The organism is Collinsella sp. BM28 (assembly GCF_054551995.1).
Genome location: NZ_JBTOLJ010000001.1, coordinates 1,180,097 through 1,195,230 on the forward strand (window position 1 = coordinate 1,180,097; position 15,134 = coordinate 1,195,230).

At 62.3% G+C, this 15,134-nt stretch carries 16 protein-coding genes and 1 other RNA gene; 6 read left to right on the forward strand and 11 right to left on the reverse strand.

Annotated elements, in window-relative coordinates:
- Nucleotides 1-40: 40 nt before the first annotated feature.
- Together ACX9NZ_RS05125 and ACX9NZ_RS05130 are read right to left on the reverse strand one after the other, a co-directional pair.
- Nucleotides 41-547: a MogA/MoaB family molybdenum cofactor biosynthesis protein gene (locus tag ACX9NZ_RS05125; RefSeq protein WP_118653740.1), complete on the reverse strand. Its 507-nt coding sequence runs from the start codon at nt 545-547 to the stop codon at nt 41-43.
- 39 nt (nt 548-586) lie between these two features.
- Nucleotides 587-1,864: a molybdopterin molybdotransferase MoeA gene (locus ACX9NZ_RS05130; RefSeq protein ID WP_407495512.1), complete on the reverse strand. Its 1,278-nt coding sequence runs from the start codon at nt 1,862-1,864 to the stop codon at nt 587-589.
- A gap of 216 nt (nt 1,865-2,080) precedes the next feature.
- On the opposite strand from ACX9NZ_RS05130, the gene ACX9NZ_RS05135 reads away from it, so the two are divergent.
- Nucleotides 2,081-3,439 (forward strand): chloride channel protein, encoded by a 1,359-nt coding sequence (locus ACX9NZ_RS05135; protein ID WP_407495514.1) that lies wholly within the window; start codon nt 2,081-2,083, stop codon nt 3,437-3,439.
- Nucleotides 3,436-4,488 carry a diacylglycerol/lipid kinase family protein gene (locus ACX9NZ_RS05140; protein WP_294121841.1) on the forward strand — a complete coding sequence of 351 codons (1,053 nt, stop codon included), beginning with the start codon at nt 3,436-3,438 and terminating at the stop codon, nt 4,486-4,488. The genes ACX9NZ_RS05135 and ACX9NZ_RS05140 overlap by 4 nt, the downstream gene beginning before the upstream one ends.
- Before the next feature lie 71 nt (nt 4,489-4,559).
- Here ACX9NZ_RS05140 and ACX9NZ_RS05145 read toward each other — a convergent pair whose 3' ends face one another.
- The 5 genes from ACX9NZ_RS05145 to ACX9NZ_RS05165 all read right to left on the reverse strand — a co-directional run bounded on the left by ACX9NZ_RS05145 (nt 4,560) and on the right by ACX9NZ_RS05165 (nt 9,179).
- Nucleotides 4,560-5,138: a xanthine phosphoribosyltransferase gene (locus tag ACX9NZ_RS05145; protein ID WP_118653744.1), complete on the reverse strand. Its 579-nt coding sequence runs from the start codon at nt 5,136-5,138 to the stop codon at nt 4,560-4,562.
- A gap of 53 nt (nt 5,139-5,191) precedes the next feature.
- On the reverse strand, nt 5,192-6,163 hold the full coding sequence (locus tag ACX9NZ_RS05150; RefSeq protein WP_118653745.1) for an alpha/beta fold hydrolase: 972 nt from the start codon (nt 6,161-6,163) through the stop codon (nt 5,192-5,194).
- Nucleotides 6,164-6,376: 213 nt separating this feature from the next.
- Nucleotides 6,377-6,919: a nitroreductase family protein gene (locus ACX9NZ_RS05155; RefSeq protein ID WP_118653746.1), complete on the reverse strand. Its 543-nt coding sequence runs from the start codon at nt 6,917-6,919 to the stop codon at nt 6,377-6,379.
- Between the two features lie 49 nt (nt 6,920-6,968).
- A complete protein-coding gene (locus ACX9NZ_RS05160) occupies nt 6,969-7,886 on the reverse strand; it encodes a TIGR02452 family protein (RefSeq protein ID WP_118653747.1) in 918 nt (305 codons plus the stop codon).
- Nucleotides 7,887-7,898: 12 nt separating this feature from the next.
- The gene (locus tag ACX9NZ_RS05165) at nt 7,899-9,179 is read right to left on the reverse strand and encodes an O-acetylhomoserine aminocarboxypropyltransferase/cysteine synthase family protein (RefSeq protein WP_118654142.1); all 1,281 of its coding nucleotides are present in this window, start codon (nt 9,177-9,179) and stop codon (nt 7,899-7,901) included.
- Nucleotides 9,180-9,276: 97 nt separating this feature from the next.
- Between ACX9NZ_RS05165 and ACX9NZ_RS05170 the strand changes: the two genes are divergently transcribed.
- Nucleotides 9,277-9,717, forward strand: a complete 441-nt coding sequence (locus ACX9NZ_RS05170) for a C-GCAxxG-C-C family protein (RefSeq protein WP_407495519.1) — start codon at nt 9,277-9,279, stop codon at nt 9,715-9,717.
- A 51-nt stretch (nt 9,718-9,768) separates the two neighbouring features.
- Here ACX9NZ_RS05170 and ACX9NZ_RS05175 read toward each other — a convergent pair whose 3' ends face one another.
- Nucleotides 9,769-10,407 (reverse strand): IMPACT family protein, encoded by a 639-nt coding sequence (locus tag ACX9NZ_RS05175; RefSeq protein ID WP_294159281.1) that lies wholly within the window; start codon nt 10,405-10,407, stop codon nt 9,769-9,771.
- 242 nt (nt 10,408-10,649) lie between these two features.
- Here ACX9NZ_RS05175 and rnpB point away from each other — a divergent pair.
- The 3 genes from rnpB (at nt 10,650) to ACX9NZ_RS05190 (ending at nt 12,925) form a co-directional block, all read left to right on the forward strand.
- Nucleotides 10,650-11,016: RNase P RNA component class A (gene rnpB, locus ACX9NZ_RS05180), an RNA gene on the forward strand.
- A gap of 193 nt (nt 11,017-11,209) precedes the next feature.
- Entirely contained in the window at nt 11,210-12,259 is a 1,050-nt protein-coding gene (locus tag ACX9NZ_RS05185) for an inorganic phosphate transporter (RefSeq protein ID WP_118654145.1), read from the forward strand.
- 42 nt (nt 12,260-12,301) lie between these two features.
- Nucleotides 12,302-12,925, forward strand: coding sequence for a DUF47 domain-containing protein (locus ACX9NZ_RS05190; protein WP_118654146.1), 624 nt, complete (start codon nt 12,302-12,304; stop codon nt 12,923-12,925).
- Nucleotides 12,926-13,358: 433 nt separating this feature from the next.
- Here the strand turns inward: ACX9NZ_RS05190 and ACX9NZ_RS05195 are convergent, their stop codons facing one another.
- From ACX9NZ_RS05195 to ACX9NZ_RS05205, 3 genes are all read right to left on the reverse strand, one after another.
- Nucleotides 13,359-14,012 carry a DivIVA domain-containing protein gene (locus ACX9NZ_RS05195; protein ID WP_118654147.1) on the reverse strand — a complete coding sequence of 218 codons (654 nt, stop codon included), beginning with the start codon at nt 14,010-14,012 and terminating at the stop codon, nt 13,359-13,361.
- A 62-nt stretch (nt 14,013-14,074) separates the two neighbouring features.
- A complete protein-coding gene (locus ACX9NZ_RS05200; RefSeq protein ID WP_118654148.1) occupies nt 14,075-14,353 on the reverse strand; it encodes a YggT family protein in 279 nt (92 codons plus the stop codon).
- Nucleotides 14,354-14,365: 12 nt separating this feature from the next.
- Nucleotides 14,366-15,106 carry a cell division protein SepF gene (locus ACX9NZ_RS05205; RefSeq protein WP_118654149.1) on the reverse strand — a complete coding sequence of 247 codons (741 nt, stop codon included), beginning with the start codon at nt 15,104-15,106 and terminating at the stop codon, nt 14,366-14,368.
- Nucleotides 15,107-15,134 lie beyond the last annotated feature (28 nt).

Genomic DNA, 15,134 nt, shown 5'->3' on the forward strand with positions numbered 1-15,134 from the left:
CCGTCCACATTATTCATATTATATTTGCTTGAGAATAATGTTAATGACCCCCGCCGCGAGACATCTGCATGGCATGCTCGAGCTGGTCGGCAATGGCCTCCCAGCATTCACGTGCCGCCTTTGTCGACCCGGGAAAGTTAATCACCAGCGCGAGTTTTCCCATGGGCAGACCGTCCTCGCCGCGAACCGCGCGCTGCATACAGCACGCGCGGGAGAGCATTGCGCGGCGGGTCTTTGCGAGCGAATACGAACGGATGGCCTCGGCGATGCCCGGGACGTCGCGCTCGCACACCGCAGCGGTGGCCTCGGGGGTCACGTCACGCGGGGAAAGACCCGTGCCGCCACAGGTGAGCACGATGTCTGCCGCCAGGTCGTCGGTCGCGGTGCGTATGGCGACGGAGATCTCCCTCATGTCATCGTGTACCACGTCGTGTGCGCATACCGACCATCCCGCCTCCCTGATCAGGGACTCGAGCGCCGCCCCCGCCTCGTCCTCGGTGACGTCGCGCGTATCGGAGCACGTGATGATCGCGAATTTGATATCCATGGGGCTCCTCCAAATAGTCTGAATGAACTGGTTGGTGGCTTACAGAACGGTGCCCTCGGGCAGGTCGTAACGAATTACCTCACCCTCATCACCTGCGGTGATGCCCCGCAGGCCATCGGGCACCACGAGCAGGCAATTGCCCCGATGAAGGTCGACGAGCATGGCGGAGTTCTGCGTCGCCGCCTCGGTGGCGACGAGCTCACCCGCCGGATCGCGCTCAACGCGCGCGCGATTGTAGAAGCGACGGTCTTGGCGCTTCTTCACATCGCGCTGGACGCGCGCCTTCTGCACGGGCCTTTGCAGATCGGAGTGGCCGCGCATCTTGCGGATGGCGGGGCGAACGAACAGCTCGAAGCCGATAAACGCGCCGGCAGGATTGCCCGATAGGCCGACAAACGGCACGTCATTGACGAGACCAAAGGTTACCGCCTTGCCCGGACGCATGGAAATGCGGTCGAACAGGACCGTGCCCTCGCGGGCGACGAGCGCTGTCACGTAATCGTAGTCACCCGCGGACGCGCCTCCGGATGTCACCACGAGGTCGCACTCGTCAACCGCACGCCGCACGAGCTCGCAGATGCGCTCTTCGTCGTCAGGGGCGATGCCGTAAAACACCGGCTCCGCGCCCGCGGCAATCGCAGACGCCATGAGCGCGGGAGCGTTGACGTCGCGGATCTGGCCGCGCGCGGGCGCTACCGAGGCATCGACCAATTCCGTCCCCAGGGAGATGATGCCGACGCGAGGCGCGCGGTGCACCGGCACGACGGCGGCGCCGGCGTTGGCAAGCAGACCCGCACCTGCGGACGTCACCACCTCGCCAGCGTGCATGATCACCTCGCCACGGTGCGCCTCGAGGCCGGCGGCGCGGATATTCTCCCCAATCGACGCGGGCCTTCTCAATGCCACGCGCGAACCCTCGTTGCCATCACCCTCGAGAACCTCGACGATCTCGTACTTGACGACGGCATCGAGCCCCTCGGGGACCGGAGCCCCCGTCATGATGCGCACGGTCTCCCCAGGGCCGACGGTCCCCTCGAATACATGGCCCGCGGCCTCATGCCCAACCACATTGAGCACCACGGGATGCCCCCCGTCGGCATCGAGCAGGTCCTCAGCGTGCACCGCGTATCCGTCCATGGCGCTGTTGGCGAAGGGCGCTAAGTCGATATCGGTCGCGACGTCGCGCGCCAAGGGGAGCCCCGCTGCCCTCCAGCAGGCAATCTCCTCTATCGGCGTTGGAACGACGTGGCGCAGGACGACGTCCAACGCCTCCTCCACCGTGAGCATGTGCGCATCGGGGTTGAAGTCTTGTGCCATAAAGTCCCTTCCTCACCATATCCCGGGTGCCGCAACGCCCGCCGCAAATCGAAAGACGATTGAGCCGCGCCGCCGCAACGGCGAGGGCACATGCGATGCCGCCCGTTGTATTCTCATTAGAGAATAGTTCAAGCGCGGTCGTTTGCCTATCGGCGACCAAAGATGGCGGCGTATACTGAAACGCATTTACACCCCAAACACCCAAGGAGGATGACCATGCCCAAGCAGGCGCTCAAAGCGGCGCGAGGCGAACTGCGCCGCGGGTCTCGCGAACTCGCCTTCGATGCTCGGCGCAACGCGGGAAACGCGCGGGCGAGCTTTCGCGTCCTGGTACTCAGCGCGCTGGTCGCCGCACTCATGGGAGTCGCCGGATGGGCTTTCCTCGCCGCGCTACGACTCGCCACGGACGCACGCGAAGCCCATCTGTGGCTCTTCGGACTGCTTCCCCTTGTCAACCTCGCCACCGCCTGGCTCTACCGCAACCACGGATTGCGTGCCCAGCGCGGCAACAACCTAGTCATCGACAGCACCATAACCGGCACACCCATCCACGGCCGCATGGCGCTGCTCACCTTCGCCTGCTCAACCGCCACGCACCTCGCAGGCGGATCTGCCGGTCGCGAGGGAGCGGCAGTGCAGATGGGCGGCACCATCGCGAGCAACGTCGCCACGGTGTTCCGCGTGGAGGGCCACGACCGGCGCGATCTCATGATGGCGGGTATCTCCGCTGCATTCGGGGCGGCGTTCGGCACGCCGCTCGCCGGAGCCTTCTTCGGCATGGAGATGTGCTTTGTGGGCAAACTCGACTACAGCGCCGCCCTCTACTGCCTCACCGGGTCATTCATCGGGAATGCCGTGAGCCGAGCCCTTGGCAGCCCTTTCGCCTTCCAAACGATCTCGCGCGTCCCACCGATGGATCCAAGCGTCTTGGCCGTCGTCATCAGCGCCGCCGTCGCGTTTGGCCTCGCCGCCCGCCTCTTCACGTTCTGCATCCGCACGGTCAAGCGCCTCTACGCTCGCTTCTTCGTGAATTACCTCGCAGCCGCAGGAGCAAGCGGCATCCTCCTCGTCCTCCTTTTCCTCGGCCTTGGCCTGCATCGCTATGGCGGCCTCTCCGAATGGATGGTCCCCGCGGCATTCGAGGGCAAGACCACCCTCTTAGACCCGGTCTTGAAACTCGTCATGACCGCACTCACCGTGGGGGCGGGATTTCAAGGCGGCGAGGTGACGCCCCTGTTCGGCATCGGCGCTTCCCTCGGCGGCTGGATCGGATCGGTCACGCTCGGAGATCCCAGCCTTATGGCCGCATTGGGCATGGTGGGGGTTTTCGGCGCGGCGCTCAACGTTCCCATCACCACCATCATGCTCGGTATCGACATGTTCGGAGCGAGCGCGGGTGCGTACTTCGTCATCGTGGGCTTTATGAGCTATCTCATCGCCGGACACCACGCCGTGTACCCCGCACAGCGCATCGTCACCCCCAAGAGGCGATCGCTCAAGGAGGATACGGCCCTCACCGTAGAAGGCGCTTACGAACGCCATCGCCAGGAGCTCGAGGAGATGATCGACGAATGAGGAACGCCCGGCTCGAGTCACTTGGACATGCGCTCATCATCGTCAACCCCGTTGCGCAAAGTGGTGCGGCAGCAGGGGCTGCAGAGCGCCTCAAGCGCTTCCTCACGATGTACTGCCACCGCGAGGCATTCGACATCGCCCAAACCGAACGCCCCCGACATGCGACGGAGCTTGCGGCCGCGGCGTCAGAATTCGACACCGTGCTCGCACTCGGCGGCGACGGTGCGGTGCACGAGGTAGCCAACGGCCTTATGCAGATCCCGGCGGCGCAGCGGCCCATGCTCGGGGTCGTGCCGGTCGGGTCGGGGAACGACTTTGCGCGCACCCTCGGGCTGACCGACATCACCGATGTCTCCGGCACCGATTTCTCCGCCCTGCTCACCAGCGAACCCACCGTCTGCGACATCATGCGCATCACCTACGAGACGAGCGGCTCAGGGGCACCCCGCAGGGTTGTGGAGTACGCCGTCCAGACTGCCTCATTTGGGCTCGATGCCGCCATTGCCATCGACACGCACACCATGCGAAAGCGCACGGGGCTCACGGGAGCACCGCTTTATATGGCGAGCGGACTCAAAGCGTTCGGGCGGAGCTATCGCGACTATCCCGTTCGCGTTCGATTTGACGATGGTGAGACTCGGCACTTGCGCACCATCGTATTCGCGATCCAAAACGGGCCGACCTACGGATCGGGATTCAACATCTGCCCGCGCGCCAGCATCTCCGACGGATTAATCGATGTATGTTACGCCTCCGGCCCCGTGCCGCGCGCCGTGGCGCTGCCAGTCTTCCTTTCTGCCAAGAACGGCCGCCACGTTGGAAGCAAACACGTGCATATCGAACGCATCAAAAAGGTCGACCTTACATTTTCCGCAGGCGACTACCCCATCCAGCTCGACGGCGAGCAAATCCGCGCCAAGAGCATGCGCATCGAGGTCGTGCCCGGCGCACTCAACGTGTTGCAGCCGCTCGATATCGGCCATGCGGAACCCATCGCAACAGCCGAGGCGCCAAAACGCCCCGAAAGTTCACTCTCGGGGCGTCAATAAGGTAATTATGAGCAAATCGCGCTTCGAAAGTTCACTCTCGCGTCTCTAGCGCGGATCGATGGCGGGGAGCCTTACGCAAAGACGATCTCGCCCGTCTCGTCGTCCATGCCGGCAATGCGGGCGAGGCTCTCCACGCGATACCCGCGGGCGCGCAGCTTGTCACCACCACCCTGATAGCCCTTCTCGATGGCGATGCCGATGCCCGCGACCTCGGCTCCGGCGCTCTCGCAGATGGAGATGAGCCCCTCGAGCGCGCAGCCGTTCGCCAAAAAGTCGTCGATGATAAGCACGCGATCCCCGCTCTCCAAAAAGCGGCGACCCACGATGACCGGATACTCCTTTTGCTTGGTGAACGAGTAAATGGTGGTGGAATACTGCTCGCCGTCCAAGTTGATGGACTGCGCCTTCTTGGCGAACACCACCGGCACATTGCCAAAGTGTCGCGATGCGCAGCATGCGATACCGATGCCGCTTGCCTCGATGGTGAGAATCTTGTTGATGCCAGCACCCTCGAACAGGCGCGCCCACTCGGCACCCATGTGGTCGAAGAGCTCAACGTCGCATTGATGGTTCAAAAACGCGTCGACCTTAAGGACATTGCCGGCCTTGACGATGCCGTCGCGTACAATGCGCTCCTCGAGCTCCCTCATGAATACCCTCCTATGGTCTGCAGATTTCACAGCAGGATACCACGAAGGCAGGGCTACAGTCCCTGGCGTTCCAGCCATGTCAGGATATCGCGGTGGACCTCGTCTTTGATGGGCTCATTCAGTATCTCGTGACGCATGCCGGGATACAGCTTCTCGCTCACGCGCTCGATGCCCGCACGGCGATACATCTCCACGGCGCGATGCACGCCCGCCCCACACGCGCCAACCGGATCTTCGTCGCCCGAGATGAACATCAACGGCAGGGCATGCGGTAGTTTTCGCGCCAAACGGGGATCGGTCGCATCGGACACGAGGCTCGTGAGCGTGTGATAGGCACCGACCGTGAACGGTTGCCCGCACAGGGGGTCGCGCTGATACTCCGCGACGACCTCGGGGTCGGTCGCCAGCCAGTCGACGTCGGTCTTGGCGCCCTTGATCGCCTTGCCATACGCGCCCGCGCCCAGCCCATCGACAAAGGAGCTCACATATCGCTCCCCGTGCTTTTTCGCAAGCGACCGCGTGAGTGCCCTGCCGGCGCTCGACAGAGCGCGCGCCTGATGTCCCGTTCCGCACAGCACCGCGGCCCGAACGCCAAAGGCATGGCGGGTGAGGAACACGCGTGTGACGAAGCTTCCCATGGAGTGGCCGAAGATCACGTAGGGAATGCCACTCACACGCATATCGCATTGGACCGACAAGCGATCGAGGACGGTCTCGCGCAAGGTCTGGACGTCGGCTATGAGCACATCCTCCCCCGCCTCAAGCGGCATGTGGCCCAGATCTTCGGCGCTGGAAACGGTCTTGCCATGTCCTATATGGTCGTTGGCGCACACGACGAAACCCTGCTCGCACAGAAACGAGGCGAACCCCGCATACCGCTCGACGTGCTCGGACATGCCATGAACGAGCTGGATGAGGCCGCGCGGAGCCTCTCCGCCCGAGGCGACCTCGTCTGGCTCCCAAACGAGCGCGCAGATGGTTGATTCCCCATCGCGGCTGGCATAGTTCAAGGTGGTTGTCTTCATGTTGGGAGCTCCTGTGCGATCGATGTGGACTGCGATGTGCACGCATCGACCTTCTTGTACCCCACGCGGCACAAGGGATATCCAGCCATCCGCCAGCGGCGAGATCCGCCCTGTGCAACGCATCCGATCGGGGCGCAGACGCGCCACCCATCCAAGCACAACAGCCTCCCTCGCATGCGGGAGGAGTCCAGCACGAGCAGATGCACGGCGCGGTTACACTTCCAGCGGAAGGAAACGAAACTCGCTCATGGGAATGGTGCGCGCCTCACGCGCCTCAGCGTCGGCAATCTGGTCTGCGGCATACCCAATAGTGAGCATGTGCACCGGATACAGATCCGAAGGAAGGCCGAACTCGTCGATGGCGACGCGCGGATCGAAGTGACACACCCAGCAGGTGGACAGACCGAGATCCTCTGCCTGCATCATCATCTGGTCAACAACGATGCTCGAGTCGATATCGCCCGAATCCATCTGGTCATACTTGCGCACCCAGGCGATGTCGACCTTTTCGCACACCACGAGCACGAGCGGTGCGCCGAAGACGCTACCGTCTTTGGCGAAGTGCTTTGCCGCAATCCCAGCCTTCTCACGCAAGCGCGGGGTATCGCAGACGAGCACGCGCGTGGGATGCTTGTTGCAGGCGGACGGCGCGATACGCCCCGCCTCGAGAATCGCGGAAAGCTTTTCGGGCTCGACCGCACGGTCCTCATAGGAGCGGCAAGAGTAGCGGGCGCGCGTCAATTCGGAGTAGGACATACTGCCTCCCAGGGCATCGTGATGGAAACGGTTGTGCCGCCGAAGCGAACTACAGGTATTTGCGCCAGTCGTCCTCCCCTTCGTCTTCCTCTTGAGCCTCCGCCTCTGCCGCCGCAGCGGCGCGTTCAGCGGCGGCCTCGGCGTAGCTCACGGCGTTCTTCTCGGGAAATGCAGCGAAGACATGCTCGAAATGCTGGAGGTTCTCGTTGAACCGATCGCGCGAAACGGCGAAGATGGCGAGCTCGATGGCGTGCGTGCCCCGCGCAAGTTCCTCGCGGAACAGCTCGGCGACCGTATCGGCGTCCCAACCGAACACACCGCAACCCCAGGCACCGAGCACGACCTTCTTATGCCCAAGCATATCCACCACATCAAGCGCAAAGCGGATGCGCTCGCGCATGGCGCGCTCGAGGACGCCTTCCTTGACGCCATACTCCTCGCGCGCGCGGCGGGCATTGGGAGCGGCGATCACGAGCACATCGGCGTACGCGTGGATCTTATCGCGCGCGAAACGGACCTTGGGAACCACGAGACCGCGGTTTCGATACAGCTCGCAATTGATGTTGCGACGACGATTCTCGCCATACCAGTCACGCTGGGATTCGAGCACGTTGTAGAGGAAAGACTCAGAGCAGAGCGCCTCCTCCTGTGCCCAAGCGCCGCGAATGTAGCCACCACCCGGGTTCACGAACGAGGCGAAGTCGAGCACGGCGAGATCGCAGTACTCCGCGCGGCCGCGGCCGTTCTCGAGGATCGCGGCGACGGAGTCGGCGTCGACCACGCGCACCTCGGGCACGCATCCGGTGACCTCGACGGAGACGGGTGCCTCGACGCGGCGCACACCGGCCGAACTCCGCTCGATTTCCTTGCCGAAGCGCACGGCCACCTGCTCGGTATGGCGCTCGGCGGCAGCGGCGCGCGCCTGCTTGCGGGGGTTGCTCCGCTGGCTCCCTTTGTGTTCCACCATGGATACCCCTCCCTACAGGCTCGCGAGCGCCTGCTCGACGTCGGCAATCAGGTCTTCGGTGGACTCGATGCCGCAAGACAGACGCACCATATCGGGCGCGATGCCGCACGCCTCGAGCTCGGCGTCGTTCATCTGGCGGTGCGTGGCGTTCGCCGGATGCAGGCAGCAGGTGCGCGCGTCGGCCACATGCGTGGCGATCTGGGCGATTTTGAGGCTCTTCATGAACTGCTCGGCAGCGGCGCGGCCGCCGGTGAAGCCGAAGCTCACGACGCCGCAGGAGCCGTTCGGCAGATACTTCTGGGCGAGGTTGTAGCACTTGTCGCCGGGAAGGCCCGGGTAACGCACGAAGCGCACGGCGGGATGGTTCGACAGGAATTCCGCCATGGCCTGGCCGTTCTTGCAGTGCTGCGGCACGCGCACATGTAGACTTTCGAGACCAAGATTGAGCAGGAAGGCGTTCTGCGGGCTCTGAATGCATCCGAGGTCACGCATGAGCTGGGCGGTTGCCTTGGTGATGAAGGCACCGCCTTGGCCGAATTTCTCGACGTAGGTCACGCCGTGGTAGGTCTCGTCGGGGGTGGTGAGGCCCGGGAACTTGTCGGCATGGGCCATCCAGTCGAAGTTGCCCGAATCAACGATGGCGCCGCCCACTGCGGCGCCGTGGCCATCCATGTACTTGGTGGTGGAGTGGGTCACGATGTCGGCGCCCCACTCGAAGGGACGGCAGTTGATCGGCGTGGGGAACGTGTTGTCCACGATCAGCGGCACGCCGTGGGCGTGAGCCGCAGCGGCGAAGCGTTCGATATCGAGGACCGCGAGTGCAGGGTTGGCGATGGTCTCGCCGAACACGCACTTGGTGTTGGGTCGGAACGCCGCCTCGAGTTCTTCGTCGCTCGCGTCAGGCGCCACGAAGGTGCACTCCAGGCCCATGCGGCGCATGGTGTGGGCGAGCAGGTTGTAGGTGCCGCCGTAGATGGCGGAGCTTGCCACCACGTGGTCTCCCGCGCCGGCGATGTTGAAGACGGCGAAGAAGTTCGCCGCCTGGCCGGAGCTCGTCAACATGGCGGCGGTACCGCCCTCGAGTTCGGCGATCTTTGCGGCCACGTAGTCGTTCGTTGGGTTCTGCAGGCGGGTGTAGAAGTAACCCGACTCCTCGAGATCGAACAGGCGGCCCATATGCTCGGAGGTGTCGTACTTCCACGTGGTGGATTGGTAGATCGGCACTTGGCGGGGCTCAGCGTCCCCGGGACGGTAGCCGCCTTGCACGCAGGTCGTTCCGATATGCTCGGCCATGGGCTCTCCTTCGCTCGCATCGACACGGCGAGCAGCCGCATCGTTTCATAGATAGGTAAAATGGTATACCGTTCACCGCAAACGCGAAGGAAGAACCATGGCAATCAATAAATCGGTTACTTTGACGGATCGTGAGGCGCTGAAGAGGGCCGCCGCGGACTATCACGCGCGCGGCTTCAACTGCGCCCAATCCGTGATCTGCGCCTTTGCACCGACGCTCGACATCGACGAGAAGGCGGCATTCGCCCTCTCCGAGGGGTTCGGTGCCGGCATGGGCGGCATGTCGGAGACCTGCGGGGCGATCTCGGGCGGCATCATGGCGCTCGGCCAGATAAAGAGCTCAGGTTTCGACGCTCCAGGCAGCAAGGGGGCCACGTACCGTCTCGCTCGCGCGTACTGCGATGCGTTTAGGGAAAAGAACGGCTCGACCATCTGCCGCGAGCTCAAGGGCGTGGGCGGGGACGCTGGTCCGCTGCGCTCTTGCGCCGGTTGCATCGACGACGCCATTGATCTGTTCGTGGACATTATCAAGGGGTAACTGCCTTAGATCGCGCATCGCCATCCGCACGATTGACCGCGGGGCATACAGCTAAAACTCGTCGAAATGGGGGCTTCCTATCTCGATGCGCTCGCGCCCAGCCATGAGCTCGGTGAGCTTCGGCGCAAGCGCGAGCTCCTCGCCTTCCCGATACACGGCGTGGATAACGACCTCGTCGGTGTAGTCAGTCGCGGTGACCTTGCCGCGCGTATCGGCAATCTTGCGCACAACTTGCTCGTATTGGGGATATGCAACAGTAATGTCGACCGCCACCACACTCGTCATCTCTACAATATCGCCCGCCTGGCGGGCGGCCTCGACCGCCGCCTGCGCAGCAGCCGTATAGGCGCGCACCAGACCGCCCGGCCCCAGCAGCGTACCGCCAAAGTAGCGCGTGGTCACGCAGCAAACGTCCTTGAGCCCCGCGCCGCGCAGCACCTCGAGCGTGGGCATGCCACTTGTCCGCTGCGGCTCCCCATCGTCGCTTGCGCGCTCCGTTCCATCCACCAAGATAAATGCGGGGACGTTGTGACGAGCGTCATAATGCCGCGCTCGGACTGCAGCCTGATGCGCCTGCGCCTCCTCAACGGATTGCACGTGGACCAGCTGCGCAATGAACCGGCTCTTGCGATCCTCGAACTCCCCGGTGACCTCAGCCCCCGCCCTCAACGTGAAATAACTCTCCGCCATAACCCCTCACAACCGTGCCCAATAATATATAAAGGCTTCTTTCGTCTTTTTCATTACACCGTATTGAACCACAGCTCCCTGGACCGGCGAACAGCGCGGCCGCATCTTCCACGCGCAGTTCCGCACGCAAAGGAGAGCCCAGTGGGATCTCCGTCTTGCGCGGGATTGTTTGAGCACGGACGATGTGGGAGTGCGGGAGAGGGGGAACAACTCCTCGAGCTCATGGTACAATACCTCATCGCGAAGCGGGCCAGACGATCGCGCGACCAGTCACTACGTGACAGGCGTGAGGAAAGTCCGGGCTCCATAGGGCAGGAAGCTGGTTAACGGCCAGGCGGGGCGACCCGACGGATTAGCGCCGCAGAAAAGAAGACTCCCGCTGCCCGCATTCATGCGGGTGAGAGAAAAGCTGAAACGGTGGTGTAAGAGACCACCAGCGTCGTGGCAACACGGCGGCTTGGCAAGCCCCTTCCGGAGCAAGCGCGAATAGGAGCGCCATGGGCCGGCCCGGCCCGCGCTCGGGTAGCGTGCGAGGAACTGCACGGCGACGTGCAGGCGAGATAAATGATCGTCCACGACAGAACCCGGCTTATCGGCCCGCCTTCGCCCCTTTAAGGATCTTTGACCGAATCCCCTCCCAATAAATACGGGACCTGTCCCACCACACCTTGTAGCTGGTTCTTCCTTACAGAAGCCTTACATTCCGTTCGTGCTTCAGCTCCGTGTCATGTGTTTGTAAGGAGTAGAATAACAAGGCTGTGTAAACGGGCGCGCTCGCGCGCCGAACGGGAATGTGGTATCAGTGGACGTATCCTTCTCCTATTTCATTGCGCAAGTCTTTTCAAATCCAATACTTGCCATGACGGTCCTGCTCACGCTGGGCGTCATCTTCGTCAACGGCTGGACCGACGCGCCCAATGCCATCGCGACCTGCGTCACGACGCGTTGCCTTCCACCCAGGACCGCGATCATCATGAGCGCCATCTTCAACTTCCTCGGCGTGTTCATCATGACGCACATCAACGCGAGCGTGGCCTCGACCATCTCCAACATGGTCGACTTCGGCGCGAACACCCAGATCGCACTCATCGCGCTGTGCGCTGCGCTGTTCTCCATCGTGGTGTACTCCGTGGGCGCGAGCATCTTCGGCATCCCCACCAGCGAGAGCCACAGCCTCATCGCCGGCCTCACCGGCGCGGCGATCGCCCTGGGCGGCGCCGACGGCGTCAACATGAACGAGTGGGTCAAGGTCCTCTATGGCCTCGTCCTCTCCCTCGGCCTCGGCTTTGCCATGGGCTGGGTCGTCTGCAAGGTGGTCACCCTCCTCTTTGCCTCGACGGACCGCCGCAAATCCAACACGTTCTTCCGCTGGGCCCAGATCGCCGGCGCCGCCGGCATGAGCTTCATGCATGGAGCCCAGGACGGGCAGAAATTCATCGGAGTCCTGTTCCTCGGCGTCGCCTTCTGTAACGGCCAGTCCTCGGTTGACAACATGATCATCCCGGTGTGGCTCATGCTGCTGTGCTCCGTCGTCATGGGCGTGGGCACGTCCGTCGGCGGCGAGAAGATCATCAAGTCCGTGGGCATGGACATGGTCAAGCTCGAGAAGTACCAGGGCTTCTCCGCGGACCTCTCCAGCTCGCTGTGCTTGCTGCTCGCGACCCTTACCGGCATCCCGGTTTCCACCACGCACGTCAAGACGACCGCGATCATGGGCGTGGGCGCGGTTAAGCGTATCTCCGCCATCAACTTCGGCGTGGTCAAGGACATGCTGCTCACCTGGGTGTTCACCTTCCCCGGTTGCGGCCTCATCAGCTTCCTCATGGCAAAGCTGTTCTTGTTGTTTATCTAAGACGAAACGGGCAAACCGAACCATCTTCTGAAAGGACCGATCATGGCCAAGAAAAACGACGCCTTCTACTTTGACAGCTTCGCCAGCGCCGCGGAGCTCGCATGCAAGGCAGCCCAAAAGCTCGACGAGATCATGCGTCATTTCGATCCCGCCACCATCGAGGAGGCCGTCGCCGAGATGCACGAGATCGAGCAGGAGGCCGACGAGATCGTCCATACGGTCAACGACGCGCTGATCACCGCCTTCATCACCCCCATCGAGCGCGAGGATATCGCCACCCTGAGCAACAGCATCGACGTCGTCATCGACCGCATCGAGGGTGTCCTGCACCGCATCTACTTCACTAACGTTCAGGAGATCTACCCCGCCGCGCTCGAGATGTCCGCCAAGGTCATGCGCGCAACTGAGCAGATGCACGACCTGGTACTCGAACTTCCGCAGTTCAAGCGCTCCAAGAGCCTGCGCGAGCACGTGGTAACGGTAAATACCATCGAAAGCGAGTGCGACGACATCTACATCGCTGCGATGCGCGGCTTGCACACCGCGGACCTTGACCCGCTGACCGTCATCTCCTGGCGCGATGTCTATACGTTCCTCGAGTACTGTGCCGACTCCTGCGAGTTCGTCGCCGACACCGTCGAGTCCATCGTGATGAAGAACAGCTAAACGAACGAGTGCTCGACACATGCCGAGCAGGATTAAGAGATCTGAAGCTCAAGTTTCCGCGCGCTAGCGCGTTGCCGCAGAAACTTGAGCTTTTTCGTATTAGTTTTCGAAAGTAACAAGTAGAAGACGACGAACATTCGTTAAAACACCAGCAAATGGCTGGATGAAAACCCACTATACATCGACTTTTTAAAATTCAATACGAAAAAGCTGAACTTTGAGCAGTGCACGATTCAACAGATGGGCATCTGCATATCAAGTCGGTCATACAGTGTCCACATGCCTCGTTTTTTCAAATTATGTCTCTACAACGCAGTGAGCCCACGCCATATGGCACGGGCTCACTTTCAACGATGGTGAAATCAAAGTGTCGCACTGCATCTCAGACCGAGCGACCGCTCAAATCGAATCGAGCCCCGGTCTTGACCGATGTCTAGTCCAGATCGTCGGAGCCGAAGTTCGGGAGTGGTGCGAACGGGTCGTCGACGGGCATCGGCTCAGGGGCCGGTACGGACACGGGCTCAGCAACAACGGCCTCGGAACCCGTAGGGGTGCCCATGAGCAAATCGGCAGGGAACTCATTTTGAGCCTCATCCATGAAGTGCTGGATCAGCTTGAGGTACTCGGCCTTGAACTCCTCACGGGAAGCCTTGAGACGATCGATCTCGTTGATCTCATTCTGCTTCTCGGCGAGAGCCTGACGAATGACCTCACGAGCCTTGGCGTCGGCTTCGGCGCGAATGCGGTCGGCGTTCTCGCGAGCGTCGGCGACAATGTTGTCGGCAGACTGCTGAGCCGCGATGAGCGCAGCGGAGATCTGGCTTGCCGTAGCCGTGTACTCGGGATTCGCAACGGGCGCAGGAGCCGGTGCAGCCACGGGAGCCGGAGCAGCCTGAGCCTGGGTCTGGGCGGCCGCGAGCTCCTGCTCAGCTGCCGTCAGACGCGTCTTGAGATCAACGATCTTGTTGAGCATGGCGTCGACCTCAGAGGCGAGCCTCTCAAGGAAAACGTCGACCTCGGCGGGATCGTAACCGCGCTTGGCCTCGGAGAAGGTCTGCGCCTGGATGTCAGCGGGAGTAATTGCCATGAGTCAATCCTTTCGTACGCGAGGGGCACCAACTGGGGGTGCGCTCCGCTCGGCGTCAATCGCTACAATAATAACCTTATTATGAGGTTCTCCAGCAGATTCAACACAAGTATCGCAAGAACGGGAGACCAGTCGATTCCCCCCATGGGAGGCAGGAATCTACGGAACAGGTTCAGATACGGTCCGACGATGCTCTGCAGAACCGCAGCGATGTCCTCCATGAGACCACCGGAACGAATGGGAAACCAACTGAGCAGGCAGTAGGCCAAAACCAAAAAACTGTAGAAGTTGAACAGCGTCTGAACAAGTCGTGCGATGGTAAGGGCGTTAATCGAAATCACGTCAGGCGGCTCCTACTGCTTAAGATAGCCATCTTTGCGGAGGTTGGCGAGATCGGTCTGTTTGACCTCGCAGCCCTGCGGCAAAACAATGAATACACGGTCGCCCACCTCGCGAACGCTCGCTCCAGATCCACAGGCGAAGCCGTAGCTGAAGTCGAGGACGCGCTTGGCGACCTCGGTGCGCACACCCGCGAACACGAGCGCGACGGGCTGACGCGTGCGGACGCGGCGAACGACGGTCTCGACATCATCGTAGCTTTCGGGACGCAGAACGTACGCGGGGAGCTGAGGCGTGCCTTCGAGCACGGCGCTTACACGGGCTTCGGTGGACGTTGGAGCGGCGGGAGTCGGCACGGAGCTCATCGCGGCGCGCTGCGACTGCGCCTGGGCATAACTGGAGGGCGTGTCATAGGCGCCCGGGCGATAGGCACCATCGCGGCCGGTTGCCGTGGGGGCGCCATAGGAGCTGGCATGACGATCCGCCTCGCCGACCAGCTGGCCGGAACGTGTGTACACGGCAACGGACTCCGCCTCGCCACGGCGCGTCTGACCGAGCATGCCGTTCCCGGAATCCGAGGGCTCGTAACCGCGGTAGGTATCCTGTGCGGGCTGTCCGTATCCCGCCGGGTAATCCTCGTAACCGGCATCGCCGTCTTCGCCATAGTAATCGTCATACTGATCATCGCCGTACGGCTCCGAGGCGCTACCGCGCCCTGCGCCAAAACGGCTCTTGATATCATCGAAAAAGCTCACGTCTCTACCTCTCTTCGCGCCTTGTATG

Coding starts and splice junctions, on each gene's coding strand:
- ACX9NZ_RS05125 (WP_118653740.1), bottom strand. CDS start 547: ATGGATATCAAATTCGCGATCATCACGTGCTCCGATACGCGCGACGTC.
- ACX9NZ_RS05170 (WP_407495519.1), top strand. CDS start 9,277: ATGGCAATCAATAAATCGGTTACTTTGACGGATCGTGAGGCGCTGAAG.
- ACX9NZ_RS05140 (WP_294121841.1), top strand. CDS start 3,436: ATGAGGAACGCCCGGCTCGAGTCACTTGGACATGCGCTCATCATCGTC.
- ACX9NZ_RS05130 (WP_407495512.1), bottom strand. CDS start 1,864: ATGGCACAAGACTTCAACCCCGATGCGCACATGCTCACGGTGGAGGAG.
- ACX9NZ_RS05195 (WP_118654147.1), bottom strand. CDS start 14,012: ATGGCAATTACTCCCGCTGACATCCAGGCGCAGACCTTCTCCGAGGCC.
- ACX9NZ_RS05190 (WP_118654146.1), top strand. CDS start 12,302: ATGGCCAAGAAAAACGACGCCTTCTACTTTGACAGCTTCGCCAGCGCC.
- ACX9NZ_RS05165 (WP_118654142.1), bottom strand. CDS start 9,179: ATGGCCGAGCATATCGGAACGACCTGCGTGCAAGGCGGCTACCGTCCC.
- ACX9NZ_RS05135 (WP_407495514.1), top strand. CDS start 2,081: ATGCCCAAGCAGGCGCTCAAAGCGGCGCGAGGCGAACTGCGCCGCGGG.
- ACX9NZ_RS05160 (WP_118653747.1), bottom strand. CDS start 7,886: ATGGTGGAACACAAAGGGAGCCAGCGGAGCAACCCCCGCAAGCAGGCG.
- ACX9NZ_RS05175 (WP_294159281.1), bottom strand. CDS start 10,407: ATGGCGGAGAGTTATTTCACGTTGAGGGCGGGGGCTGAGGTCACCGGG.
- ACX9NZ_RS05145 (WP_118653744.1), bottom strand. CDS start 5,138: ATGAGGGAGCTCGAGGAGCGCATTGTACGCGACGGCATCGTCAAGGCC.
- ACX9NZ_RS05150 (WP_118653745.1), bottom strand. CDS start 6,163: ATGAAGACAACCACCTTGAACTATGCCAGCCGCGATGGGGAATCAACC.
- ACX9NZ_RS05155 (WP_118653746.1), bottom strand. CDS start 6,919: ATGTCCTACTCCGAATTGACGCGCGCCCGCTACTCTTGCCGCTCCTAT.